18 protein-coding genes are annotated in these 26,861 nt (G+C 37.4%); 3 read left to right on the forward strand and 15 right to left on the reverse strand.

Annotated elements, in window-relative coordinates; genetic code table 11:
* Positions 1 to 86 precede the first annotated feature (86 nt).
* The 12 genes from DUT69_RS12415 to DUT69_RS12470 form a co-directional block, all read right to left on the reverse strand.
* Positions 87 to 713 carry a chloramphenicol acetyltransferase gene (locus DUT69_RS12415; RefSeq protein WP_113653578.1) on the reverse strand — a complete coding sequence of 209 codons (627 nt, stop codon included), beginning with the start codon at positions 711 to 713 and terminating at the stop codon, positions 87 to 89.
* Positions 710 to 1,408 (reverse strand): HAD family hydrolase, encoded by a 699-nt coding sequence (locus tag DUT69_RS12420; RefSeq protein ID WP_113653579.1) that lies wholly within the window; start codon positions 1,406 to 1,408, stop codon positions 710 to 712. The genes DUT69_RS12415 and DUT69_RS12420 overlap by 4 nt, the downstream gene beginning before the upstream one ends.
* Before the next feature lie 270 nt (positions 1,409 to 1,678).
* Positions 1,679 to 3,085, reverse strand: coding sequence for a sialate O-acetylesterase (locus DUT69_RS12425; RefSeq protein ID WP_113653580.1), 1,407 nt, complete (start codon positions 3,083 to 3,085; stop codon positions 1,679 to 1,681).
* A 2-nt stretch (positions 3,086 to 3,087) separates the two neighbouring features.
* On the reverse strand, positions 3,088 to 4,317 hold the full coding sequence (locus DUT69_RS12430) for an MFS transporter (protein ID WP_113653581.1): 1,230 nt from the start codon (positions 4,315 to 4,317) through the stop codon (positions 3,088 to 3,090).
* Between the two features lie 7 nt (positions 4,318 to 4,324).
* A complete protein-coding gene (locus DUT69_RS12435) occupies positions 4,325 to 5,416 on the reverse strand; it encodes a kelch repeat-containing protein (RefSeq protein WP_113653582.1) in 1,092 nt (363 codons plus the stop codon).
* The gene (locus DUT69_RS12440; protein WP_113653583.1) at positions 5,416 to 6,918 is read right to left on the reverse strand and encodes a LamG domain-containing protein; all 1,503 of its coding nucleotides are present in this window, start codon (positions 6,916 to 6,918) and stop codon (positions 5,416 to 5,418) included. Before DUT69_RS12440 ends, DUT69_RS12435 begins: the two co-directional genes overlap by 1 nt.
* Before the next feature lie 4 nt (positions 6,919 to 6,922).
* Positions 6,923 to 7,849, reverse strand: a complete 927-nt coding sequence (locus DUT69_RS12445; protein ID WP_113653584.1) for a dihydrodipicolinate synthase family protein — start codon at positions 7,847 to 7,849, stop codon at positions 6,923 to 6,925.
* Positions 7,850 to 7,860: 11 nt separating this feature from the next.
* Entirely contained in the window at positions 7,861 to 9,498 is a 1,638-nt protein-coding gene (locus DUT69_RS12450) for a sialidase family protein (protein WP_113653585.1), read from the reverse strand.
* Between the two features lie 6 nt (positions 9,499 to 9,504).
* Positions 9,505 to 10,698 (reverse strand): sialidase family protein, encoded by a 1,194-nt coding sequence (locus tag DUT69_RS12455; RefSeq protein WP_113653586.1) that lies wholly within the window; start codon positions 10,696 to 10,698, stop codon positions 9,505 to 9,507.
* Positions 10,688 to 12,130: a RagB/SusD family nutrient uptake outer membrane protein gene (locus tag DUT69_RS12460; protein ID WP_113653587.1), complete on the reverse strand. Its 1,443-nt coding sequence runs from the start codon at positions 12,128 to 12,130 to the stop codon at positions 10,688 to 10,690. Before DUT69_RS12460 ends, DUT69_RS12455 begins: the two co-directional genes overlap by 11 nt.
* A gap of 22 nt (positions 12,131 to 12,152) precedes the next feature.
* On the reverse strand, positions 12,153 to 15,392 hold the full coding sequence (locus DUT69_RS12465) for a SusC/RagA family TonB-linked outer membrane protein (protein WP_113653588.1): 3,240 nt from the start codon (positions 15,390 to 15,392) through the stop codon (positions 12,153 to 12,155).
* A 177-nt stretch (positions 15,393 to 15,569) separates the two neighbouring features.
* Positions 15,570 to 16,256, reverse strand: coding sequence for a FadR/GntR family transcriptional regulator (locus DUT69_RS12470; protein ID WP_113654177.1), 687 nt, complete (start codon positions 16,254 to 16,256; stop codon positions 15,570 to 15,572).
* Positions 16,257 to 16,495: 239 nt separating this feature from the next.
* Between DUT69_RS12470 and DUT69_RS12475 the strand changes: the two genes are divergently transcribed.
* Together DUT69_RS12475 and DUT69_RS12480 are read left to right on the forward strand one after the other, a co-directional pair.
* Complete coding sequence (locus tag DUT69_RS12475; RefSeq protein ID WP_113653589.1) at positions 16,496 to 16,933, forward strand: hypothetical protein; 438 nt, start codon at positions 16,496 to 16,498, stop codon at positions 16,931 to 16,933.
* Positions 16,934 to 17,123: 190 nt separating this feature from the next.
* Positions 17,124 to 17,843 (forward strand): hypothetical protein, encoded by a 720-nt coding sequence (locus DUT69_RS12480; protein ID WP_113653590.1) that lies wholly within the window; start codon positions 17,124 to 17,126, stop codon positions 17,841 to 17,843.
* A gap of 162 nt (positions 17,844 to 18,005) precedes the next feature.
* Here DUT69_RS12480 and DUT69_RS12485 read toward each other — a convergent pair whose 3' ends face one another.
* From DUT69_RS12485 to DUT69_RS12495, 3 genes are all read right to left on the reverse strand, one after another.
* Positions 18,006 to 19,460 carry a RagB/SusD family nutrient uptake outer membrane protein gene (locus tag DUT69_RS12485; protein ID WP_162796306.1) on the reverse strand — a complete coding sequence of 485 codons (1,455 nt, stop codon included), beginning with the start codon at positions 19,458 to 19,460 and terminating at the stop codon, positions 18,006 to 18,008.
* Positions 19,461 to 19,481: 21 nt separating this feature from the next.
* Positions 19,482 to 20,459: a SusC/RagA family TonB-linked outer membrane protein gene (locus DUT69_RS12490; RefSeq protein WP_162796307.1), complete on the reverse strand. Its 978-nt coding sequence runs from the start codon at positions 20,457 to 20,459 to the stop codon at positions 19,482 to 19,484.
* A gap of 161 nt (positions 20,460 to 20,620) precedes the next feature.
* Positions 20,621 to 22,591: a SusC/RagA family TonB-linked outer membrane protein gene (locus tag DUT69_RS12495; RefSeq protein WP_113653593.1), complete on the reverse strand. Its 1,971-nt coding sequence runs from the start codon at positions 22,589 to 22,591 to the stop codon at positions 20,621 to 20,623.
* A gap of 613 nt (positions 22,592 to 23,204) precedes the next feature.
* Here DUT69_RS12495 and ccsB point away from each other — a divergent pair.
* Positions 23,205 to 26,540, forward strand: coding sequence for a c-type cytochrome biogenesis protein CcsB (ccsB, locus tag DUT69_RS12500; RefSeq protein ID WP_240186720.1), 3,336 nt, complete (start codon positions 23,205 to 23,207; stop codon positions 26,538 to 26,540).
* The last annotated feature ends 321 nt before the right edge of the window (positions 26,541 to 26,861 follow it).

The raw sequence follows: 26,861 nt of genomic DNA on the forward strand, positions 1-26,861 counted from the left end.
ATGAGTATTTTCATGTAGCTATAAATTTAAAACTTTAAGGTTTATTAAGTTGCCAATTAAAGCTTAATCACAAATTTCGCAGAAAATTAATTCGAATTTAACAACTCCTGAAATTGTTCTACAAGTTGGCCAACGTGAAAGCCATCCATTAAAGCGTGATTTACGTGTACGGAAAATGGCAATAACTTTTTTATACCATCTACTTTAACCTTACCATACGAGAACTTCGGACAACTATCGTTATAAGAATAATTACGAGCATGAGAAAGCGACGTAAAGCTTAGCCAAGGCAATGCCGAACAATGAATAACATTCTCTCCTGCCCCAGCAAAAATCAACCCACTCGATTTTTGCACTTTAGCGATGGCTTCCTGCGCATTTTCAGAAAATTTGGCAAAGTCTTTATCGTAGTTTATGTAACTAAAACCAAATGTGCCATCTGCCCGGGTTATGACGGCAGATGCATCTACCTGATCATATTCCCAAACTTCATTATCAATAATTCGGTACTTAAAGGGGGTAATTTCATTTGCTGCCACAAGAGATTTATGCAAATAATACAGAAAGAAAGAAGCTCCTATTTCTTTTGCTTTTTTGTAGGCCAAAGTACAATCAACATCGACACAAATTCCAAAAAAAGGCTCTTCGAAACTATTAAAAAAATTGAAATGGTCTCTCCTGTTCCAAGTAGTTATATCAAGTTTCTTTCTCATTCTCCAATTAACTTTGGTAAAATATCTGCCAAAGCAGTCATTTGGTAAAAATTGTTATGTACAATTTCGTCTTCCACGTGTTCGTGCAACCAAGTAGTATGGAAAGGTATGTGTATCGCATTTCCGCCAATTGCCAAAACTGGCAACACATCAGATTTTAACGAATTTCCAATCATTAAAAACTCATTTACAGGGCAATCTAAATGTTTAACCAACTTTTCGTAATCCGATTCCTGCTTGTCGCTCATAATTTCAATGTGATGAAAATAATGATGTAATCCAGATTTCTTAAGCTTTCTTTCTTGATCAAGCAAATCACCTTTGGTGGCTACAACGAGCCTATACTTACCGTATAATTTTTTTAAAACTTCTTCTACGCCTGGTAGCAACTCAACTGGCTTATCAAACATTTCTTTTCCGATAGCTAAGGCACGTTCAAACAGTTCTGGCGTAGCTTTATGTTCTGTTACGGTTAAAATAGTCTCAATCATGCTTAGCATAAAGCCTTTAATTCCGTAACCATAAAGCGCCAAATTTCTAATTTCTGTTTCAAACAAAATCGTCATTACCTGCGATTCGCTTTCATAAGCTGCTAAAAGTCTGCTAAATTTTTGTTCGCTTTCTCTAAAAAAAGGTTCGTTTACCCATAAGGTGTCATCTGCATCAAAGGCAATTACGCTAATTCTATTTTTCATTCTATTTTTACCGTGTAAGGCAAAAGTAAGTTATTCAGGCTTTTTATTTAAGAACATTCGTTCCATCAAAAATGCAAAGAAAAACAAAGGCCTGTTAAACTTTATAGAAAACCTTAACGGCTTGAAAATATTAAAATAAAAACCTCTGCGCAAAGCGATAAATTATTTATCAGCAATTATAAAAAAACAGAACTTTTCACATTACCGAAGATGAAACAATGGCATATTCATACATTTCTGTTTGAATCTTCAGTTGGATCTTGAAAAGAATTAGGGGGCTTTAACTTCCCAATTATCGGTTCTAAACGGTCCTATTGGCAAACCTTCAACGTTGTACAAATTTCCGAACGACTCATCTCTAAATGCATATCTCACCGCAACCGGATTTTTTACTTTTTCACTAGTAACCACAACTGTTTTACCAACTATTACTGCTTGTGCTTCTACAAAAATTTTATCTTCGCCTGCCAACTCAAAAGAGATCAGTTTTTGGTTATTTGAAGTTAAACCCAAAGGGATATTATCAAAGTTGACAACCGCTTTATCTCCAGTGATTTTCAAAGATTTATACTCTGGACCAGCTACTGCAAGTCCTTCTTTGTTATAATTTTTTGCCAGTGCCCAATAAACCAAACGTTTACTAATAGTTGTTTTATCTGGCGGATGTATAGTAGTATGGCTACCAACATCTACGCTAACTACCATTCCAGAGTTAGGTATAATCGCCATGGCCCGAGCTTGTGCTTCATACAATAAAGGGATGTTTTCTTTTACATCTTTGTATTTGTTTGGCGCAATTTGAACATAATAGAATGGCCACTCTCCAATGCCCCATAGTTTTCGCCAATCTGCAACCATAGCAGCCATCTTCTTATCGTAAGTTAATGGATTAAAACGGTTGTTTTCGCCTTGATACCATAACACTCCTTTAATTTGGTAACCTATAATTGGATTTACCATGGCGTTAAATAAAACAGCTGGATCGTTTTTGGTGATTTTACCCACTGCAGAAGGAACTTTGTAATCGTTAAAATCCGCCAGACTGCTTTTGGTCATCCAAGCTTCGATATCAGTACCTCCGTAAGCTGCCTGTATAATGCCAACCGGAACACCTAATTTTTGTTGCAGCATCCTGGCAAACTGATAACCGATAGCACTAAATTCTTTAACTGTGCTTGCTGTTGTATGTTCCCATTTTGCATTCAGTGTATCCAATTTTTCTCTGCTCATGTTTTTAGGAATTCTAAAAAGCCGAACTCCGGGAACCTCGGCATCTAATAAAATGTCTGCAGAATTTAAAATAGGTTGGTTAGCAAAACCTTTTACAGGCATTTCCATGTTCGATTGACCAGAGCATAGCCACACCTCACCTACTAGCACATCAGTTAAAACCGACTTGGCGCCATCGTTAAAAGTTACTTGAAATGGGCCGCCTGCACTTGGCATAGCAATTTTAGCCTGCCATTTACCAGTTACGTCAACTTTAATTGTGTAGTTTTTTTTATCCCACGAAGTGGAAATTATTAAACTGGCATTTCTGTTTGCCATGCCCCAAAACTTTACTTGTTGCTTTTGCTGCAACACCATACCACTGCTAAAAACAGCCGGTAATATAACTTTTGCCTGCAGATTTAAACCTAGAAACAATAAAAAAGCAACTGCTAATCCTTTAAACATATTTAATTCTTTTTTACTTTAACGGCAAACAAACACCAAGTTGCAATTAACAAAATTACCGCAGCAAATTGATATACAATAGATAAACTTACATCAGCATCTTTTAAGGCGCCGCCAGCATAAACCATCATACCACCAACAATGGTACTTAGAAAATTAAGCACGCCATAACCAGTTGCAATATATCTTGCATCGGCAACTTGACGTAGGATAGGCATTAAATTGGCGTCGTTAAAACCACGGGCTAATCCAAAAACCATCATAGCTATAATGGCAATAGTCATTACTGTTGTTGATGCCATTAAAAACAGAAAAGGAGCACCCAAAGTAAAGCCTATTATAAGCATGTACAAACGACCTTTATTATTCTTTCTTGTCCATCTATCTGCCAAAATCCCACCCAAGATAACGCCTATAAATGAACCTATTTGAATATATCCAGTAGCAGAAAGTCCTGCTTCACCCAGGTTTAGGTTGAAGTGATCTTTTAAAAACGTAGGCAGCCAGCCATTTACCAACCAATTTACCATACCTAATATGGCAAAGTAAAATAGCAATACATAAAATGACGAAACATTAAATAAAGCTTTTAGCGCACCTAAAGCAGTAATCTTTTCAGTCGTCGGTATTTCACTTTTTACTTCTTCAGTAACTGGAGCTTTATAATCTTTCAACAATAAAAGTAATAGCAAAGCATAAGCAACGCCAAATGCACCAAAAATATGAAAACCAGAACGCCACCCCCACATTTCGGCGATATAACCGCCAACGCCGCCTAGCGCCAAACCTGCATACAGACCGCTCATATGCAAACCTGTAGCTAACGATCGGGTTTTGCCCCGGTGATAGTCTGTAATTAGAGCCAAACCGGCAGGAATATAGCATGCCTCGCTAATACCCATTAGAAATCTGGTTAATAGCATTTCTTCGAATGAGTTTGTGTACCCAGTCCATAGTGTTACTACCGACCAAACCATCACACTAAAAACAATTGTTTTTTTTCTGCTGTATTTATCGGCAATAAACCCTCCAAAAGGACTGAATATGCCATACGACCAAAGAAAAACAGCAGTGAGCAAGCCAAATTGAGCATCATTTAACGAAAAATCAGCGACAATGGGATCTCTCATTGAGGTAATAAGAATACGATCTAGATAATTTAGAAAAGCAACAATCCAGAGTAGCGCAACAACTAGCCAAGCATATTTAGAAGTGGAGTTAGATTTTATCATTTAAAATTTAGTTTTTAGCTGTTTTTGCAATTAAAACATTAGGTGTTCTGGTAGCAGGTCTAACTTCTCCACCCGGCAATACAATATTACCATTCCATAATGTTAATGTAGTGGTTACTGGTGCCCAAATACTTGCATTAGGATTTTTAGCCGCATCTTCTTTTTTATTAGTAGCAATAGCTTCAACGTTATTCCAATTATTTTTTGATAAGTCGTAAGCTAAAATTTGCTTAGAAAAACCCGGATGGTTTTCCTTCAATTCGGCACCTTTCGGAGCTAGTACACCATCATCGCCACCAAACACCATTAATTTATTGGCAGTGAAATATGCCGGAGAAGGTGCTGCAGCTACGGCGCTAGGCAAATCTGGTATTTGTTCCCATCCTTTTTGCGGTACGTATTTAAAACCGTCTTTCAAATAATGGCGCTGTCCATTTATTAGTTCTACACCACTCAACAGGTAAATTGCTTTTTCATCAGTTCCGGCAACACTTAACATTCTTGATTTTCCGGGCCAGCTAGGCAAGGTTTGCCAATTTGCATTTTTGTCTGATAAATCTAAAGCCCAAAAATTGTTTGACGTAGTTTTTGCGTCAGCAGTAGTAATACCGCCCATTACATATAAAACATCGTTTAACAAAATTGCACATGTATTTGCAATCATATTTGGCAAATCAGGCAAGTTCTTTAATTCTAATTTTCCTTCTTTATAGTTTAATTTATAAACCTGTTTCTGATGCCCATTCTCATTACTTCCACCTAAAATAATTAATGAATTTTTCCAGTTTACAGATGCGCCATAGCCCAGTTTTAGCGGTAATTTTTCTGATGTAATCCAATTACTATTTTCAGCTGTAAGTATAAAAACCTGATCTGTCCACGCTTTTTTACTACCCGTCCATGGTGCACCACCATCTGGAAAATTGGCACCCCCGGCAACTATTAAAGCGCCATTGGCTACGCCGGCAAAAGAGCCAGCGAAACCAATTTTATCTGGAAGATTTGGTAATTTACTCCATTCCAAACCATCTTTTTTTTCAGGCGCAACACAACCAATTATCGATATACTCATTATTAAAATCAGGATAATATTTTTCATTATAAATTTTTAAGCGCCGTAACCTCCGCTTGGGTTAATGCTTTTTTGTAGATAATCAAATCATCTATCAAGCCATTAAATCTGTTTGTAAACCCAGTTGCTGTTTCTTGCATGCCGATTTTGAAAAGACCTTCGTTAGAGGTTGTTTTTACACCAACGGTAGAACTTCTGTCAGTTACTTTTACTCCGTCAATATAAATTGTTGTAATTAACCCTTGCCTGGTGGTTACAATATGGTGCCAAGCATTGTTATTAGTTTCTGCTACGGAACCATTTGCTGCAGATGTTAGGTTTATCGTTGAACCTCCTGCCGCGTCTTCAGTAGAAAATGATGTTAAATTAGTAGCTGTACCTCTAATCCTAACCCATGTTTGATTATCACCACTACCTTTACCACCACTTTCTTGCCACACCATTGCACTGGCTGTAGTTGCAGTTTTTATCCAAACAGAAACCGAGTAGTCTCCCGTTCCGAAATTCATGGCAGGATTATCTGCTACCGTAAAGCCTCCCGTACTGCCAAAACCACCTGTTCTGCCTACTAAATTGTTTCTATCGGCACTATCAAACGCCACTGTACCAAATGGCGTTGAGATTAATTTCGATGGACCTGCATCGTTAATACTCCCGTCTAATGGATAAAATGCGGTTAAACCACTGCCTGGAACCACTACTATATAGCCGCTTCTCTCTACAGTTGATGATTTTGCAGTATTTGAAGCCACAAGCTTAATCTTATACCTACCGGCATTTGCATAGGTAACTGTAGGGTTTTGCTGTGTAGAAGTACTTGTTGTTGCGCCTTCGAATGTCCAATTCCAAGCAGTTGCTGTACCTACCGATTTATCGCTAAACTTAATGCTGCCGCCAGTATAAGTCGCATTAAAATCACTGGTAAAATCTGCCTCAACAGATGTAATATCTAACACGCTAATTAAATTATTTTTTATCACCGTGGCCGATCCTTTCGGATTGCTTGCCACTAAAGTAACCGAATAAACTCCCGGAACTGTAAATTTTACTGCTGGATTTTGCTGATCAGAATTGATTACGGTAGTACCTGATTTAAATTCCCAAGCCCATTTCGTTGGCATACCCGCACTAGCATCAGTAAATGTAACGGTTTCATCTTGTTTTATAGCAGTTGAACTTACCGTAAAATCTGCAGTAACGTCTCTATAATCAACCGTTATAAATCCAGTTTTTCTCTCGATAGCGGATGTTTTTGAATTTTTTATTTCTAAAGTAACTGCATAAGTTCCGGGTTGGTTGTAAATTACTGTTGGACCAGACAAGTCTGATTTTGCCGGAGAGCCACCTTCAAACTCCCAGCTCCAAGATGAAGGTTGTCCAGAAGATTGGTCTACAAAAGTAACGCTTTCTCCAGCTAAAATCTTTTGCGAAGCAACTGTAAATTCTGGCTTAATTGCCGTTAACTCTTCTTTCTCGCAACCCATTAAGGCTACAAATAAGATAAATATTGGTAAAAGTTTAAGTTTCATAATTTTAATTTTCTAAAACACCTACACTATTAATGATATTAAAAAAACCTATTTCATCTAAAGACGATTTGAATTGTTGTTCTTGATCGCTGGTAAGTGCTACTAGCGGTAACCTACAAGTACCCAATTCGAAACCTTCCATTTTCATAATGGCTCTTTGCGCAGGTATAGGTGGATATTTAACCAACTCACGCACCATATTTACAGAATTTAATTGCATAGTTGCAGCCTCCTTATGTTTGCCTTGCTCAAATAATTGCATCACTTTTAAATAAATAGGCGCAGCAAAAGTATAGGTGCTCCCTATTGCGCCCTGTGCACCTACCGATAATGCTGGCAAAAGCATTTCATCAAAACCGAACAAGATGTCAAATTTTCCGCCCTTGTAATTTAGGCATGCCTGATATTCGTGCAATGTTGAGGCAGTGTATTTAATTCCCGCAAGTGTTGGGATTGCTTCTTCTGCTTGCGAAAGAAAATCGATCATATCCAAAGCCACACCTGTTAAAGTTGGAATGTTATAGTAATAGAATGGTGTATTTGGCGCAGCGGATGCAATTTGCGCCATGCTTTGTACCAGATTCTTAACAGAAGAAGGTTTAAAATAAAACGCTGCTACAGAGGAGATCGCATCCGCACCTATTTTTTCTGCATGACTCGCCAACTTTCTGCATTCTGCAATAGAACTGTGCCCAACATGTACCAATACCAATATTCTCTTATTGGCAGCGCTAACATAAGCCTCTGCAATCTGCATGCGTTCATCTATTGTTAGGTTCGGCCCTTCGCCATTTGTGCCGCAGATAAACACGCCCGATAAACCATCGTTTACCATTTTCTCTACAATTGCCGGAATGATATCCAAATTGATGCTTCCGTCTTTATGATAAGCAGCAAAAGTTGCTGCAATTAATCCTTTTATTTTGTTCATTTCCTTTAATTCTAGTTGTTAACGAGGTCTTTTATTTTAATGGTTTGAAAAACCAAATCTGCCTGACTACTTTCGTACAGCACCCCTATTGTTTCGTTGTCTATTGATGTCATGCATGAATATCCTCTGCCTTTCCATTCATCCAGCAATACTTTGCTCTGCCAAGTTTTACCATCATCTTTACTAGCTTTAACGGTTATAAAGTTTCTTGCTATTTTAGAGTTTGGATTACAAAACAGTAATACAGAAGACTTTTTTCCGGCTAATGTATAGTCATGCCTAATGATGCTTGCCATGCAGGTTGGCTCTTGCAGTGCTTTATGCGAAGTTTCGTGTTCTTTCCAAGTTTGGCCTAAATCTGTTGTTACAGCTATTGCCCTCCCATTGTTGCTACTAGTATCTGTGCGATTAGCGTTGGCTCGCATATTTAACATAATGCTACCATCTGTTAATTCTACAGCCATGTTTTCTGTTGTTTCTTCAGTTACCGCAGCATTGCTAGTTTGCCAAGTTTTACCACTGTCTTTACTATAAGTGATATTTGAAAAAGGTTTTCCTTTTGCATCTCTACCTTGCGTTGGAAAAACTAAGGTTCCATCCTTAAGGGTAATCCCTTGACCAGGAGCAGGTGCCCAAAGCCACCATTCTTCCTTTTTAGCCATTTTGGTTAGGTTAACAGGTTTGCCCCAGGTTTTTCCGTTATCGGTACTTTTTACAATTAAAAACTGGGCTGTTTGCTTAACATCAAATCCGGGTTGAGAACCCTTGGTTTTCCATTGATGGTTCCAATCTTCGCTTTTTTCTGTTAAACCTTCTACCCAAACGCCCTTTTCGTTAATTACTCCGTACATCCACAACCCAGCCACATAAATGTCGCCCGAGTTTTTGTCGACCAAAATACAAGCATCAGAAACACCATTGAATTTTTGCGGCAAACCGCCCCATTCGCCCATGTCCAATACCACCTGCATTGGCAGCCAAGTTTTTCCTTTATCTGTACTTCTTGATAAGCCAATATCAATATGTCCTTGCAAATCTCTGGCAACGGTGTATCTTGCATCGTAAATTGCGAGCAAACTACCATCTTTCGCAGTTGCCAATCCAGGTATGCGGTGGCTTAAAACATTATCTTGATTTTTTTGTCGCAAAGCGATTGCTATAGCTTGTTTAATAGGTTGAGGTGTATTCGGCTTAACTTGTTTTCCACCAACATTAACATCAGCTATGCTTAAATTTAAATGATGTTGCAAATCTGCTGTTTCTTTTAGTTTTAAGGCTAACCAGAAATAGTTTTTACCTTCTTTTAAGGCAAGCTTCCCTGTCAACTTTAATTGTTTATTTTTTTTAGGCATAGCCGATGAAAAAACAGTTGCTTTCTCGAGCTTAGCATCTGTTACAAAAGCGCTATCCTGATTTAGTGCCAAAAGCTGAATGCTCTCTACATCTTCTACATTCTGTGGAATATTAACAGTAACTCCGTTTAATTCACTACCGGAATTTGAAATTTCTATTGCTAAACGTAAAACGGGATTTATTTTCTTCCCCTTTAAAAGCGGCAATTGATATTTTTGTTGCGTTGCTGTCTGTGCTACAACTTTAGAAAAAAAGAAGCTTAAACAGACAAAGGCTAGTATTTTAATCTTTCTCATCCTAGTTTATTTAAATTCTGATGCGTTAATAGTTTTAAAAGCAATACCATCCGAAAATCTTGAAACGCCTGCTTCGTATAAAATTCCAACTTGGTTATCTTCCACCATTACCAAATCTGAATAAGCAGACATTCCTAGATAAACTGAATATGCCTTAGGCCATGTTACGCCGTCATCGGTGCTCATCTTAATAGTCATGTTTGTTCGGGTAATGCTCGATGGATTTGAAAAAAACAGGGTAGGCTGACCTCCAATTGTGGCGTTAATAATACTTCCTTGGCAAACCGGATCTACCAGGGAAATGGCATCTACGGGTATACTCCAACTTAAACCTCCATCAGCACTAATACTTTTCATTCTTAAATTGTTGTTATTGCTAACACGCATGTTTAAGATTAATCTACCGTCGGCCAATTCTGCTACTGTACTCTCATTTGGGTTAACGCTTATTGGTGGCGTTACCCCTCCCAGTTTCCAATTTTCTCCATTATCATCAGAATAAATTACGTGCGAATAGCCTTTTCTCCCTGCCCCACGTTCAATGTTATCGCATGGTATTACCAAACGCCCTTTGTATGTTCCCTTACTAATTTGAATACCGTGGCACGGTCCTGTAGCATACCAACCCCAAGCCGCCAATTTTACATCTGTTGTTATTTCTTTAGGACTTGCCCAAGTTTGTCCGTCATCTGTAGATGATGTTTTATAAACCCTTCGGGTATCTTTACTTGTGCCATTATTAATTGTACTAATATCATCAGTACCTAAATTCCAAGTCATTAGCAGATGGATTTTACCAGTTATTTGATCTACAACAGGTGCAGGATTACCGCAAGTATTTTCTGCATCGCTCCAAATTACACTTAAAGCACTCCAGGTTTTTCCCTTATCGGCCGATCTTTTAACCACCATATCTATGTCACCTTCGTCTCCACAATTATTCTTTCTTGCTTCTGCGAAAGCTAATAAGGTTCCGGCTTTGGTTTTAACAATTGCTGGTATCCGGAAGCAGAAATATCCGCCTTCGTTAGATTTAAAAATGTGATTGTAACCTGAGTTACCAGGGTCAGTGTTTGTAACTGGCTTTGGCTCGGCAATTGGGCCAGTTTCTTTTCCACATCCAATAAATATACTAAACACAACTATTGTAATGCTCCAGTATAAATTTTTGGCTAGGGTTGATTTTATTTTAGTTAGCATAACCTTCTGTTTGTACTAAGTTAGGATTGAGAAATATTTGTGTATTTGGAATTGGAGAAAATAATGGAATGTTCTTGCCCAATAAATTTGGTACTTCTGTGTAAGCGCTGATGGTTCCACCGAAATGAAACCGAACCAAATCTGGCCAACGTTTTAATTCCATCCAAAATTCTCTTGCACGCTCGTTAAGCAATTCTTTTTCAAATAATGTTTTGTCTAATGAACCTGTGTAAATTCCAATTCCCGCTCTTAAGCGCACCTTATCTAATTCTGTTTTTGCTTCTGGCAGTCTATTTAATGCAGCTAAAGCTTCCGCTTTAAATAAAATCATCTCGGCAGCACGATATAGTACAATCTCGTTTTCAAAATATCTATCGTCTGGATATACTGTGCCTTTAAATTTATTATCAAATACGCCGATTACATTATTTGTAGCATCTACTGCGGTAATAAATGAGTTTGTTTTTCTTACATCATTGTTAGCAAACATCGACTGAATTTTCGTGCTTGGCGCATAAACGCTACGTGCTCCATTTCTGGCAAAAGGCACCTGCGAAACATTAGTTGCAGCAGCTACAAAAATATCCCGAGGTTTCAATCGGCTTCCATATTGGTCAGACTTCTCATCCCTTAAGAAATAAAGCGAGAAGATGATTTCTGCATTTTTTCTATTATCGGTGGCGTGTATTTTGCTAAAATCTGGCAGTAAGGTAACACCAGATCCTAAAGCTAAATCTGCCGAAGCAATTACTTGTTCTAAATCTGCTGTTCCGCCATTTAAAACTTTCGCTTTCCACAACAATGCATCAGCTTTTAACGCATACGAAGCCGGCTTAGAAATTCTATTTTTATTTACAAAACCGTTTTCTGGAAACAATTTAATGGACTCTTCCAAATCGGCCAAAATTAAGGCCATTACCTCGCTAGCAGGTGCACGAGCGGTCAAATCTCGCTCTGCATTTTCTGTAGGTTGCAATACGATGGGTACATTACCCCAAATTCTAATTAGAGAAAAATAGGTATGTGCCCTAACAAAGTATGCTTGTGCCAAAGCCCTATCTATATTAGCTTTAGTACCCGTGGTAATGCCCGGCGCATACTTTATAACCAAGTTGCAATGATGGATAAGGTTGTAGAAGTTTATCCAGTTTGGTGCATTTAAGGCCGTTAGATTCTGAGCCCATGCCGTAGTTGTTGCTCCTTCTAGGCCTAATACAAAAACGTCAGATCTATCTTCGAAATAAAGTGTAGTGTTTAATAGGTTTCTGAAGTCGGCATTAATACCCGTCATGTAACCAGTTACATCCCCTTCAGCTTTCCAGTAATTTTCGTTGGTAATACTCGAAACGGGAGGAGCATCTAATATTTTTTTACAACTGCCCAATATGGCTAAACAGCTAATAATAGTGTATATATAAAGTTGCTTTTTCATAATATTTGTTGGTATAGAATGATTAAAATGTAAAACTTGCGCCAAAATTATACTGCCTAGGGCGTGGGTATGAACCTTGATCGTTACCTGTAAAAATCTCAGGCATTAAACCATCATATTTGGTAAGGTAACCTATGTTATATACACCTGCATATAGGTTAACTGCCGAAATATGTGCTTTTTTAAGAAAGTTAGCTTGTAACCTGTAACTTAAAGAAACCTCTCTTAATGCTAAAAAATCGCCTTTAGAATGATATAATGAATTAGCTGTGATGTAGCCTGATGAAGAAGCCAGGCCATTTCCGCTTCGCAAGTGGTTTCTGTAGTTATAATCCGCATCACTCTGTACCGTATATTTAGGTATCGTGGCAATATCACCTTGGTTATTCCAGATATTACCTCCCATTACATCGCTAAGCGTCATATTGTTGTTTCTTGCACTACCTAAAGACCTTCCTCTAAAAGAATTGTCGATAACATGACCTACTGCGAAATCGGCTACTACACGCATAGACAAATTTTTGTAGCTGAAAGTATTTACCATACCCCCGGTTCTATCTGGTCTGATGTATCCCATAAAAACCATATCTCTACTATCAATAATTCCATTGCCATCTACATCTTCCCAAATTGCATCGCCACCTTTCTTAACTCTATTATTCGCTTCCACATCTTTTGGTGCATTGGCCGCATCGGCGTCGGTAGCATAAACACCTATCATATTATAAGCCCATCTCCCACCATAACGTTCGCCCTCTGCCGTGCCACCAACTTTTACGTAATCATTAAGGTTTTTATCAAATACAATGTTACCACCAATACGATTTTTAAGTTCACCATTGTCAGGTAAATCGATAACTATAGATTTATTAAAGGATAAGGTAAGATTTACATCCCAAGAGAAATTTTGGGTTTTAATAGGTCTTGCTGCAATTTCAAAATCGAAACCTGCAGATTGGATAGTACCAAAGTTACTAACGATTGAACTAAAGCCCGAGGTAGCATCCAAAGGTTTGTTGAAAATTCTATCAGACGTTCTTTTGTTGTAATAATCGATTAATAACGTAACGCGATCTTTAAATAAACCAATGTCCGTACCTACATCAAAAGATGTAGTGGTTTCCCAAATTAGGTTTTTATTGGCTAAACGAGTATTCAAAATCCCAACCTCGCCCAAATAATTGTTACCTATGGCGTACTGACCTTGGGTATCGAAAATAGAGAGTTCGTTTTGGCCGGCCTGACCCCAACTTGAACGAATTTTAAAGGTGGAAACGTATTTATTTATTGGTTTAAAAAAATCTTCGTTATGTATGTTCCATCCTGCAGAAACGCCTGGAAACAATGCCCATTTATTTTCTTCAGAGAATTTTGAGGAGCCGTCTTGCCTTAAACTTGCCGAGAAAAGATATTTTCTATCATAATCGTAATTTACACGGGCAAATGCACTCATAATTATATCGGCTTCAATCGTTGTTGTTCCCCTTTGGGTTAAAATAGAGGTTGCATTTACCGTTCTAATATTATCGGTAGGCGCACCATAACCAGAAGTACCGATATTGTAATTATAGTTATTAATGTAACTGGCACCTAAAATTGAACTTGTGTGATGTTTGCTGCCAAAATCCTTTACGTAATTAAAAACCCCATCTACTTGTGCCTGCCTTATAAATGAATGTTCTGCAGAAGCATTTCTGTTGATATTTACTTCGTTGTAAGCTTCAAATGCGTTAGAAATTCCTTCGGTAGTAAACCAATAAACGGCTGGTTTAAATGTTAAGCCTGGCGCCATTTTCCAGGTAGCTCCTAAGTTAAATGTAGAACGATATACCTTGTTATCGCTATATTGATCCCTGTAATAAATTTCATGCTGCCTATTTCTAAACGACGTTACCCCTTCTCCTGGTGCTGGCAAACCGTTTTCGTACGTAGAACGATAAGTAAATGGCATAGTAACAGATCTCGAAAGCACATTTTGGATATTGCCAATTCCGTTACTCTGACGAAGAACATAATTGATATTGGTATTTAACTCCCAACTATCACTTAATTTATATGTTCCGTTTATTAAAAAGCTGTAGTTTTTATAATCGGTGCCAGCAACAATACCTTGTTGATTTAAATGGCCCAAGCTAATATAATAGGTAGATTTTTCTGTTCCGCCATTAATATTTACATCGTATTCATTTCTTAAAGCATTTTGAAAAGTCTCATTTTGATAGTTCGTTTCCTTAAAAATTAAATTTCTATTGGTAACTGGATCAAACATGGTAGTCCAGCCCTCGTTATCAATTAGATTACTTACATATTCTTTACCGTAATTAGTGATGTAGGTATCTAAAAACTCCAATGTATTTTTTGTATTTCTGGCATTGCCGGTAGACATACCGTAAGTTCCGTTGTTTAAAAATTGTCCTGGGTTAGAAGTATTAAACTTTTGCGTATTTAACCTACTGATGTAGATGTAATCTCTTGCACTGGTGAAATCGTATTCATTTCCTTGGCGCTCTAAACCAGAAGTGTATTTAAAGGTGATACTTGGCTTTGCATTTTGTTTTCCGGATTTAGTTTTAATGATGATTACACCATTCGCTGCCCTTGCACCGTAAATTGCTGTTGATGCTGCATCTTTTAGAACTTGCATAGATTCGATATCATCAGAATTTATGTCGCTGATGTTTCGCATATTCCCTACAATCCCATCCACAATAAACAAAGGAGAATCGCCCTCTGGAGACGTAGAAGCACCACCACGAATAAAAATTTGCGGATTTGCACCGGGTTGACCGCTTGATACCTGTAAAGACAAACCCGCAACTTTACCCTGTAATTGCGTAAGCGGATTTGCTGCAGGTGCATTTTCAAATTCCTTTGCACCAACTCTACTAATTGAATTGGTAACAGTAGATCGGGATTGCTCACCATAACCAACCACAACCACTTCACTTAGGCTACTTACATCATCTTCTAAGGCTACATTTAAGTTTGTTTGTCCGTTTACGTCAACCTCTTTAGGTTGCGTACCAATGTAGGTAAAAACTAAGGTTCCTTTCCCGCCCGGAACATTGATCACGAATTTTCCGTCTACATCGGTAATTACCGTATTGGAAGTGCCTTTAAGCTTTACGCCTACTCCAGGAAGGGTTTCATTGCCCTTCGCTGATTTTACAACTCCAGAAACTTTTACGGGATTCTGCGCAAGTGAATCGAGCGCAAAAAGACATAACATGGCCAGAAGCCAGCAAGTAATTTTTTTGTTCATAACAGTTATTTATAAATTGGTATTTAGTCTTTATGTAGGACATATCAAATGTGGGAAGTATTTTCTTAAAAAGCAAATACTATTTCTGTAACAAATTAATTATCAAGCCAAAATTGAACAAAAAAGCCCGCAAACATTGTTTACGGGCAATTACTTAATACAATGATTAAATGAATTTTACTTTAATCTATCGAAATGAGGTTGCAGATGTGCCTGCATTCCTTTTTTAAAATCTTCTACCGTTCCGGTTTTTAATATTTCTACCAAATCTAAATGGCTAACCGAACCTCTAGTGGGTTTTTGCTCTAACGTTACCACGTAATCAAAAATGGGTAATAACATAATCTGAAAACGTTTTAACGTATCATTGCCAGACATTTCGTAAAGTTTACCATGAAAAGCGATTTCGTTTTTTATACGAAATGAATTGTCGTTGTTTATTTCTTTTTTGGCAATATTCTCAAGCTCTTTAATATCCTTATCCGTTTTACGGATGTACAATAGTTCGGCTAATCCCATCTCTAAAACCAACCTTAGTTCAAAAATATCCTGCAGTGTGCTGTTATCTATAATTAGAGGATCTAGTACCCGTTCAAAAGTTCCTAAAATATCGGGGCGGGCCAATATCATACCCCTCTTTTTCTTGGTTTCAATCATTCCTAACATCCGTAACCTACTTAGCGCTTCGCGTAAAACATTTCTGCTTACGCCAAGAGCTTCGGCAAGCTCTAATTCCTTAGGCAATGCATCGCCAGGTTTAAAAGATTTTTTTTTCAGGTATTCTCTTAGCTTAGTTTCCACCACATCGGCCATGGTGTTAGAAATTATAGGAGCTAAATCTTTACTTAGGTCTGTAATACTCATAATGTTAATATCTTTCAAAAATGAGATATTTTTTTCTTATTATGTAGAACATTAAAAATTATTGTTTGCCTGTTCAAAGTTTTTAGCATAAAATCAATTAAACGTTGTTGCAAATAAAAACTAAAAGTAATCGAATAACCAACAGAACCAAGCAAATAATAAACTGTCGTTTTTCTGCTAAACAAATACATTATTTTAGGTATTAGTTAATTATTATATCATCCTATTAATGTTTAGTTATGCAAAAAGCAATCAAAATATTCGTGTTACTTCTATTTTTATCTGTTGGATACAGTAAAGCAGAAGAAGGTTCCAAAAAATTATATAAGGGCACAGTTGGTGGCAGAGCGGTAACCATGTACTTAAAAGTAGAACCTAACCAGTGCGGCGGAACCGATATCATTTATGGCATTTATAAATATGATAAGGTAAGTAATTGGCTCCTGCTAAACATCCAAAGAAATGAGAAAAAAAACTACGCTTTAACGGAGGTTGGTTTTACTGGTGTTCTTGTTTTAAAAGAAACCAACAGCGGCTTTTCTGGTGTTTGGATTAGTCCTGATGCTACTAAACAATTGCCTGTTAAATTTACAGAACAAGCACCAATTACAACCAAGGAGAAAGAGCGTTTTGATAAAATTTTAGACGATACCAATTATCAATATTACGACTGTTAAAAGAGGATTAAATTGCGTTAAGTTACTTTTATGGCAACATAAGTTTTAATGGAAACTAAAAAGAGCATTAATAATTGTCGATAAGAATATTTAAGCACTATACTAGTCTTATTACGAATTTATTCCAACAAAGGGCACCTACTTATCAGCAAATTGGTAATTTTATAACAAATTATAGCCGAGAAAAAATATGAGCACTACAACCGAACCTTATTACGGTGATTTAGAAAAGACCGATATCATTGCCAATCTACTTTCAGTACCTAAAGAAGATAGAAACGAAAGTTGGACTAGAGATTTTATAACAAACATACCCACTGCAAGTTTTAGGTGCGGCGATCCACAAGTAATAGCTGGTCCGGATGGATTCCCCTATTTTCAATTATTTTTACCTGAGCCCAATGTACCATTTACATGTTACGTATTAGATAGAATCAAAGATGATTTTTTGTTAGATCGTGGCTTCGGAGTAGTTTTTAACCTAGTAAATGGCGAGCCAGATTATGTACTTTCTTACGGCGATATTTTAAACTGGCACCTAAATAAAGAATTCTATACCGAGCACAGTGCATTTTCTAAAGAAAATACCGACGAGGTTATTGTTGAAGATGAAGAAGTGTTAGTGGGACAGCCGAATGAAAACATTTTGCCCAACTACACTAAAAAGTTACTGGGCGATTATTTGAGATTAAATGGCGTTAAAGATCCAAAAATGGCTTTGATGATGAGAAAAGATAAAAATGGCCAAGAATTTTCTCAAGATTTGGCTTTTAACATAGGGCCCGAGAACTTCGAAAACGAAGATGTTTACCGAGCTGTTATGAGAAACCTATCTTGGTATTTACCTAGGCATTATTCTTTTGTAGGCATAGCCGATGGAGACTTGAAAAACGATTTTGAATCGATATAGCCTCTTGATGAAATGAGATTCGATGCTTGTTGACGATCAACAAATTGAATTCAAACAAAAAAGGTTGCCTTATATGGCAACCTTTTTTGTTACTAACGCTAATCACGTTTTCAAATAAAGTGCATTAAAATTTATAAGCACATTATTTATTTACGTTAGCGATTAGTTTGTATATCCTTCATTTTGCTGAATGTTTGGATTTGCATTCGTTTCAGATTGAGGGATTGGCAACACAAATCTAAAATTGTTTGCAGGAAGAGTTTTACCTAAAGCTGAAGGGGAATCTTCATCTAATCTTTCTACTGGTAAGCCTCTACGCTTAAGATCCCAAAATCTGTGACCTTCGAACGCTAACTCTTTAAATCTTTCTCCTAAAATTTGGGTAATAGCATTTTCTTTAGAAGTAAGTGTAACGTTAACATAACCTGTAATACGTGCAGCACGTAATGCGTTTAAATCAGACTCTGCAGAATTAGCTCCCGTAAAAGCATTTTTTTCAGCACGAGCTTCTGCACGAATCAAGTACATTTCGCCTGTACGCAACACTTTAATATCAGCAACGTTCTCATTTACTGTAGTGTAACCAGTACCCGCGTATTTAGCAACAATCTTAGTAGGTTTACCTGCAACGGTAGCCAAAATCGGTTCGTCAATTAAATATGAGCTGAAACGGATATCGTTAACCTTATCGTAGGCATTCCATAATTTAGAAGAAGGAACCCACGAAATGCTAGCCGGAGGAACAGTTGCACCTGCTGTATTTTTAGTGAACAAACCTCTAAAAAAACTACCAATTCTGCTACCAGTAGTTCTGTTTAATTTAAAGGCCGATTCTCTTCTGTTAGCATCTGTCCAAATTCCAGGGAATTCTGCACGCGTTGCCAAAGGAATTGCATTGATAAACTCTGTACTGTATGTTTCAGCATCGTTCCAATTACCCATGTACAAAGCTATTCTAGCGTGTAAGCCAGTAGCTGCCAATCTATTTGCTCTAAAAACATCAGTTAAATCATTTGCTAATAGAGGTTTAGCGGTATTTAAGTCAGCTAGTATTTTGGTAAAATACTCGCCCATTGGTATACGTGCTTGTGGAGTTAACGAGGGAACTTCTGCATAAAACATGCCTAGCTCATTTGGAGCATAGTTTTTAGAATAATATCTGAATAGTTCAAAATGTGCAAAAGCTCTCAAAAACAAAGCCTCACCCCTAACTTTCTCTCGCAAAGCATTATCAGTTGGCACTTCAACAACAGCATTTGGCAAAGCCTGTAAAACACGGTTTACCCTATCAATTACGGCATAATAAGAGGTAATTGCTGTATAGTTGTCTCTAATTCCGATATCGGCTACGCCAAACTGCCATTCATGTGTACTTTGCGAAGCATAAAAATCGCCTGGCTTCAATTCATCAGAAAAAGTACCATTTAACCTAATGCTCATCTCTGTCTGAAAACCTGCATAAGCACCTATTAACAACGATTCGTTATTCTTAACTGTTCGCAAAGCCAAATCGCCACCGATAAAATCCGTTTCTTTAATTTCTACCAGTTTTTTGCAAGAGATTGATGATATAGCCAAAATAGGCAACATCAAAATCCAAATTATATATTTTTTCATATTGATCATCTTAATTTCTCCTTAAAATTTAAAGTCTACACCAAACACCACCATTTTAGGATTCGGATACTCAACCAAACTAATATTATTGTTATCCTCAGGATCTACACCAGTCCAAGGACTCCATATTGCTAAATTTTGGAAGTTTGCATAAACTCTAGCATTTTTAATAATTGCCTTTCCATTTGCTCTTATTTCTGGGATCATATATCCAAAATCAAGACTTCTAAAACGTAGGAATTTAGCATCTTCCAAATCAGAAGAAGTGAAACCTTTAGCATATCTTGGAGAAGGGAAACGAGCCTGATCACCTGGTTGTGTCCAAATGTTACCAATAAGCTCTCTAGATTGGTTAACAGCAGAAACGTAACCAGTGGTTCCATCGGTTGTCCAGTTTCTGGTATTGTTGCTACGTACTACGTCAAATTGATAAGAGAATAATGCATTAACGTAGAATCCTTTGTAATTTACATCTAAAGTTAAACCACCCACATGTTTTGGCAAGTAGGTTCCGTAATCGGCATAAGATCCTGCTTGGGCGATATCGTTTGTTGTTCCTGTATTTGTACGATAGATTGGTCTACCATTTGCCGGATCTACCCCTAAATATTCAGGATTGTAGTGAGAACCGTAAGGAAGGCCTTTGCGAATTACAAATGTTCCTAAGAAATACTCGTTAACTAAACCTAAATCATCAATATTGTTAACATTGATTGCGTGGTTCATACCTACGGTAACATTGAATTTATTTTGTCTAAGCACATCTACTTTCAAATCAAATTCTAAACCTTTGTTACTCATTTGCCCTGCATTGATTGCCAATGAACCAAAACCAGTTGTTGCACTTAAAGGCTGACTTACGAATAGATCTTTAGTTTTCTCTTGGTATGCATCAACCGATAAACGAACACGATTGTCAATTGCTGCAACGTCAACGCCGATGTTAAGTTTTTCAACTTTCTCAATCTTAAGGTTAGCATTTCCAGGAGTACTTGGCACTAAACCTGCAATTGGAGAACCTGTATAAGACGTAGTACCGAAAGCTGGAATTTGAGCACTTGCATAGTTTGGAACACCACTGTTGTTTATGCCGTAACTACCGCTAGAAATACTACCAATATTTGGAACTATACCATAACTTCCTCGTAGCTTAAGGTCGCTTAAGAAAGTTTGGTTTTCATAAAACTATGGTTGATTACATTCCAAACCGCACCAGCCGACCAACTGATAATCTCTCTATTATCTGGGTTGATAATTCTCGAAGTTCCATCTCTACGTACGTTTACATTCGCACTAACTTTATCATCAAAAGTGTACTGTAACGAACCGAAGAACGATCTGATACCGTAACCAGATGAAGCACTACTTGCATTTTGAGGCATAGTTGCAGCACCAGCAGTTGGTAGCGGAGCAGCACCCTGACCCGTCCATGGCAAAGCTTTGTTTAAATTGTAAAGTAAAAAGCCCATACCTTTATTATATACACGTACTGCTTCGAAATATGCACCAGCTGCTATCTTATGCTTATCTGTGAAACTATGAGAATAGTTCAAGGCAGTAGTGTTTATAAACTGAGAGTTGATTGTACTACCTTCTCTTGCAAAACCACTGTTATAAGTTTGAACAGAGCCACGGTAAGAGTCTGGATTAATATAGGTTGTGTTAAGAACATTCGACGCATCTAAGCCTGAAGTATTTTTCAGAATTAAATTAGGGATAATCTCATAACTTAAGGTAAGACCACTGTTAACTTTCCATCTTTTTAGCACGTCGCGAGTGGCGTTATTACTCTCAATTAAATTTGCGAGCGTTTTTAGACTCAAGTTACTACCGCCACCACCAAAGTTTAAGGTGCCATCTGGCAGATATGGATTATCGTACGGTTTAGCTCTATAAATCATTTGAAAAGGATTTAAGGTACTGTTACCATATAAATCACCCACTGCACTAGTGCTAATAGAATATCCTAAACTTGTATTCCATTGCATTTTGAATTTGTTTTTTACATGCGTTAGGTTTAGTCTGGCTGAGTATCTCTCCAAACCTGATGTTTTTTCGATACCATCTTGACCAAAATAACCAAGTGATGCGAAATACCTCGTGTTTGCAGTTCCACCAGAAGCGTCAACCTCGTAGGTTTGAGATACGCCAGTACGGAATAACAAGTCGGTTATATCGGTATTGATATTTCTTACACTATCCAATTTTCTATCAAAAACTAAAAGTTCCGCCTCGGTTCTTGTAGCATTTGCAGGATTTTTACGACTCCAAACCCAACCAGGTACGCTAAATGCAGCGTTTGAAGATCCTGTTAAAAGTCCTACAAGTTCTTCATGCGCTAATAGCTCACTTGTGCTCATCAAATTTAATCTAGAAAAATCTGGCGGGGCAGTAATACCTGTTTGCGCCCTTACACCTATTTGAGATGCGCCGCTTTTACCTTGTTTGGTAGTAATTACAATTACCCCAGTACCTGCACGTGAACCATAGATAGACGCTGCGTTTGCGTCTTTTAAAACGGTAATGGTTTCAAAATCGTTGGCATTTAGCGATTGAAAATCACCTGAACTTGTTGGCACACCATCAATTACGTATAATGGTTGAGCACCTGCACCAGAGATAGATTTAATACCCCTAATTGTAATGGTTGCATTACTTCCCGGTTGTCCAGACCCAGAGTTGGCAAGTAGCCCTGGAGCTCTACCTTGCAAAAGCTGTGTAAACGAACCTACCGGTCTGTTTTCGATAGCATCTGATGCTATAACAGACGCAGCACCAGTAAATTCACTTTTCTTAATGGTGGTATATCCGGTTACGATAACCTCACCAAGTGTTTTTGAATCTGATACAAGTACCACATCAATTGTACTTGAACCACCAATTGTTTTAGCTTGTTCAACCATTCCTAGATAAGAAAAGGTTAATGTTGTAGCCGAACTGCCAACTAGAATGGCATACTTACCGTTTTCGTTAGTAATGGCCCCTGTTTTCGAACCAGCAACTTTTACACTTACTCCCGGAATGGGTTCATTTTCCTGAGAGGTAACTGTACCAGTTATTGTACGTTCTTGTGCTACTGCATTAAATGCAAAAGCCAAGAAAACGAATAAACTTAGTATAAGTTTTTTCATAAAATAATAAATTTAGGTGAGTTAATAATTGTTTAGTTGCCGAATATAGTAGCTTATTAACAGATAAGCAAAGAAATTAATCGTTAATTATTAAAAATATGTACAAAACACAAGAATATTATTAAAAAATATCTTTTTTTTAAACAAAAAACCATAATTTCTAATCTAATTCTAATTTAAAACCACAATAAAAACATTTTTAGGTCGAATATTTTAACCTAATCGTAAAAAAATAAATAGACAAGAAAAAAATTCAAGCAATTAATACCCATTTAAACAGAAAACATCAAAAATAAACAACAAACACTATTTTTTCAGTAATATTTTACATCAAACTATTTTACGCGAAACCTTTCTTCGTCAATTTCAAATACTAATATAACGATAATAAAGACAGCAATTCCTGCGGATCTTACAATTTATATATTAAATCATAATACAACCTAGAGAACTTATAGGCCACTTAATTCCCTATAGCTTTATCTAATAACTTCGATTTTCCAATTCTTCGATTAAATTATGTCATACCTATGGCATAAATGCATTTATTTAAGTCAAAATAGCAACAGAACCATAACAAGGTTATATTTTTGGCGGTTGCAAACCACATATAATGATAAATAAATTACTTTCCATTCTTTTTTCTACAAGAACTATGGGGCTTATGCTCGTTATTTTTGCTGCATCAATGGCTGTTGCCACTTTTGTAGAGAATGATTACGGCACTCCGGTAGCTAAAGCACTGATCTATAATGCTTGGTGGTTCGAGTTGGTAATGACAATACTGGTACTAAATTTTATCGGCAATATTGCCAGGTATAGACTGTACGACAGAAAGAAATTACCGCTTTTAGTATTCCATTTAGCCTTTATCATTATTTTTATTGGGGGCGCTATTACCAGATACATTAGTTTCGAAGGCTCTATGTCTATTAGAGAAGGAGAATCGAGCGATGAAATCATCTCTGATAAAACCTTTTTTAAGTTTCAGGCGGGAAATGACAATGAATCCTTAGCATATAACGACTTGCCGGTAACACTTTTGCCAGAAAAAGTACCCTTTTACCTAAAACCGTTCAGAAAAAAATTCAAAGAAGAATATGATTTCCATGGGCAACGAATAAAATTAGCACAAGTGGGTTTTTATGCTCGAGCCCAAGATTCGTTAGTTATTGACGCAAGCGGGCCGGCAACCCTACATTTAGTGGTAACAGAAGAAGGCAAACGTGTAAACAAATACATCCCTTCTGGCAAAGTTCAACTGATACAAAACCTGCTTATTAGTTTTAATAAAGCCACCGCCGGAGCACTAAACATCTCGCAAACTAATGGCCAACTACAAATCTCCTCACCTTTTGAAGGCAAGTATATGATTATGGCTACCCAAGAGCAGAAAGATGTAAAAGGTGAAAATCAAATTCAGGATTTTAAGCTCAGAAGCCTTTATACTTTTGGCGCTTTAGCGTTTGTTATTCCAGAAGCACCAGTAAATGGTAAAATTCTTCATTTTGAAGGTGATAAAACTAAACACGAAAATGATCCCGACTTGGTACAGTTGGCTATTAGCACTAACAATATAACCGATACGGTATCATTTTATGGCGGAAGAGGAATGACCAATTTCCAGCACCAGGTAGAGGTTGGCGGATTAAGAATGTCTATGGCTTACGGTTCCAAAATCTACAAATCGCCATTTACGCTTAAATTAACCGATTTTAAAATGGAAAAATATCCGGGCAGCAATAGCCCATCGTCTTACTCTTCTGATGTGATGATCCAGGACAACGGAAAAGAGACACCTTTTAAAATTTACATGAACCATGTATTGGATCATTCTGGATATCGTTTTTTCCAAGCAAGTTTCCATCCTGATGAAAAAGGGACTGTTCTTTCTGTTAATCATGACTATTGGGGAACCAACATCACGTACATCGGGTATACCCTATTATTTTTGGGCATGTTTGTTACTTTGTTTTGGAAAGGAACACGTTTTCAAAAACTGAATGAGCAACTGAAAAGCATGTCGAAGAAAGCTAAAATACTTTTACTTCTGGGAATGCTTTTAGTAGGCAATGCAGCACAGGCACAGAAGATAGACATGCATGGAACTGATGGACAGCAAAATAACGACCATTCGCACGATGACGGACACGATCATGATCATGAGGAGCTTAACCCTACTATTGCACTACCGCAAAGCGATCATAACCATGCCGACCAAACCCGGAAAATGCTAAACGCCGTTCAGGTAAATGGAAAAGACTTTGCCTCAAATGTGCGTATAGATCAAAAACACGCTGCACTTTTTGGAAGATTGTTGGTTCAAAATATCGATGGTAGAATAGAGCCTACTAACACGCTGGCGCTGGAGATTTTAAGAAGAGTACACGGAAAAGAAAAATTCTATAACCTAGATGCCAACCAATTTCTATTGTCTGTTTCTATCGATCCTTTAAAATGGGTAAATGTTCCTCTTATAAATATAGGCTCAAAAGGCGGTAAAAACATTTTAGCAAAGCTGAAGGCTGATGAAAACGGCTACACATCTATGGTTAACCTGATAACTATGGGTGCTGATGGTTCGGCCGAGTTTATACTTGCCAACGACTATAAAACCGCTTTCGCTAAAAAACCTGCCGATCAAGGCACATACGATAAATTTGTTCTTGAATTAAACGATAAGTTGTACGCCATGCAACAATTGTTAGATGGGCAGTACCTCCGCGTGTTGCCATTGGCCGGAAACGACAACAACCAATGGGTAGCCATGCCGTTTAACCCTGTAAACAATCAGGCGTTAAGCAATCCGGTAGCCATGTATTTCGCTAGTATCCTTGCTGCGCAACAATCAAATGATTGGTCTGGAGTAGATAGCAAGCTAAATCATATCAGTAAATTACAACTCAAACATGGAAAAGAAATTGTTCCTTCAGAAGCTAAAATAGACTGGGAAATTAGATATAACTCTTGGAACATCTTTTTAAAGTTGATGATTGTCTATTCCCTACTTGGCACAGTTATTTTAGTATTAGCTTTCTGGAAACTTTTTAAACAAAGCAAATTATTAGATAGAACTATTACGGTAGTATTAATTTTAATTGCTACAACTGCCGCATTACAATGTATGGGTTTAGGCGTACGATGGTACATTTCTGGCCACGAACCTTGGAGCAATGGTTACGAAGCGGTCTTATTTATCAGTTGGATTGGCGTACTTTCTGGCTTGCTGATGTATAGAAACAGTAATGCTTTTATACCGGCGGCGGGTTGTTTGGTTGCGGTAATTTTAATGGGTTTTGCACATGGAGGCTCGCAGATGAATCCGCAAATTACACCGTTAGTGCCTGTACTAAAATCGTACTGGCTGATGATTCACGTGGCAATTATTACCGCCAGTTATGGTTTCTTTGGTTTAAGTGCTTTACTTGGAACAGTTTCACTTGTTCTATACACAATTAACAGAAAAAGCATCGCCAGCAAAGTACGTTCATCGGTAGTTGAGCTAACTACGGTTAATGAAATGTCGCTAACCATTGGCTTGTTCCTCTTAACTATCGGAACGTTTTTAGGCGGTATTTGGGCAAACGAAAGCTGGGGACGTTACTGGAGCTGGGACCCTAAAGAAACTTGGGCCTTTATCTCGGTAATTATTTATGCTTTTGTGATGCACATAAGGTTAATTCCCGACTTGCGTAGTCAATACCTTTTCAACCTGCTATCGCTAATTGGTTTTGCTTCGGTTATCATGACTTATTTTGGGGTAAACTACTACCTTACGGGCTTGCATTCTTATGCGCAGGGCGATCCTGTACCGATACCAGATTGGGTTTACCTTACTATATCTCTTGTTGCGCTACTAGCAGTTGTTTCTTATGGTAAGTATAAGAAAAATTTGGTACTCGAAGAAAGCTCTTGTAAAGGAAAAGTAAGTAAGATTAAGAAGAAATAACTTCGCCTAATTAGAAGCAAGCTTTATAAACAAAGATTTGAGCTCTAGTTTAAGAAATTACGAACGCATTAAGTTTTAATTAGCACGTTTTAGATGTAAAAACTAAAAAGCCGGAAAAGATCATTCTCCGGCTTTTTTAATTAATTTGAATTAGCTTGGAATCGCTAATCAAGTCTCTCTTTAAACTAAGGTCTCCCGACCGAAATAGCTTTCTGTATTAAATTACGTGTAAGAACTCCCAATTTTAGCGTTATATTTTTGCGGCTTTGTTAATACGCTATTTCCATATAAAGTCTTCGATTTCAAGCTGGATTTATTGAC

It is taken from the genome of Pedobacter namyangjuensis, assembly GCF_003313325.1.
GTDB classification, from domain to species: Bacteria; Bacteroidota; Bacteroidia; order Sphingobacteriales; family Sphingobacteriaceae; genus Pedobacter; species Pedobacter namyangjuensis.

Bases quoted from the DNA above. Each gene is read 5' to 3' on its own strand.
- DUT69_RS12415 (WP_113653578.1), bottom strand. From the start codon at position 713: ATGAGAAAGAAACTTGATATAACTACTTGGAACAGGAGAGACCATTTC.
- DUT69_RS12420 (WP_113653579.1), bottom strand. From the start codon at position 1,408: ATGAAAAATAGAATTAGCGTAATTGCCTTTGATGCAGATGACACCTTA.
- DUT69_RS12425 (WP_113653580.1), bottom strand. From the start codon at position 3,085: ATGTTTAAAGGATTAGCAGTTGCTTTTTTATTGTTTCTAGGTTTAAAT.
- DUT69_RS12430 (WP_113653581.1), bottom strand. From the start codon at position 4,317: ATGATAAAATCTAACTCCACTTCTAAATATGCTTGGCTAGTTGTTGCG.
- DUT69_RS12435 (WP_113653582.1), bottom strand. From the start codon at position 5,416: ATGAAAAATATTATCCTGATTTTAATAATGAGTATATCGATAATTGGT.
- DUT69_RS12440 (WP_113653583.1), bottom strand. From the start codon at position 6,918: ATGAAACTTAAACTTTTACCAATATTTATCTTATTTGTAGCCTTAATG.
- DUT69_RS12445 (WP_113653584.1), bottom strand. From the start codon at position 7,849: ATGAACAAAATAAAAGGATTAATTGCAGCAACTTTTGCTGCTTATCAT.
- DUT69_RS12450 (WP_113653585.1), bottom strand. From the start codon at position 9,498: ATGAGAAAGATTAAAATACTAGCCTTTGTCTGTTTAAGCTTCTTTTTT.
- DUT69_RS12455 (WP_113653586.1), bottom strand. From the start codon at position 10,698: ATGCTAACTAAAATAAAATCAACCCTAGCCAAAAATTTATACTGGAGC.
- DUT69_RS12460 (WP_113653587.1), bottom strand. From the start codon at position 12,130: ATGAAAAAGCAACTTTATATATACACTATTATTAGCTGTTTAGCCATA.
- DUT69_RS12465 (WP_113653588.1), bottom strand. From the start codon at position 15,392: ATGAACAAAAAAATTACTTGCTGGCTTCTGGCCATGTTATGTCTTTTT.
- DUT69_RS12470 (WP_113654177.1), bottom strand. From the start codon at position 16,256: ATGAGTATTACAGACCTAAGTAAAGATTTAGCTCCTATAATTTCTAAC.
- DUT69_RS12475 (WP_113653589.1), top strand. From the start codon at position 16,496: ATGCAAAAAGCAATCAAAATATTCGTGTTACTTCTATTTTTATCTGTT.
- DUT69_RS12480 (WP_113653590.1), top strand. From the start codon at position 17,124: ATGAGCACTACAACCGAACCTTATTACGGTGATTTAGAAAAGACCGAT.
- DUT69_RS12485 (WP_162796306.1), bottom strand. From the start codon at position 19,460: ATGAAAAAATATATAATTTGGATTTTGATGTTGCCTATTTTGGCTATA.
- DUT69_RS12495 (WP_113653593.1), bottom strand. From the start codon at position 22,591: ATGAAAAAACTTATACTAAGTTTATTCGTTTTCTTGGCTTTTGCATTT.
- ccsB (WP_240186720.1), top strand. From the start codon at position 23,205: ATGATAAATAAATTACTTTCCATTCTTTTTTCTACAAGAACTATGGGG.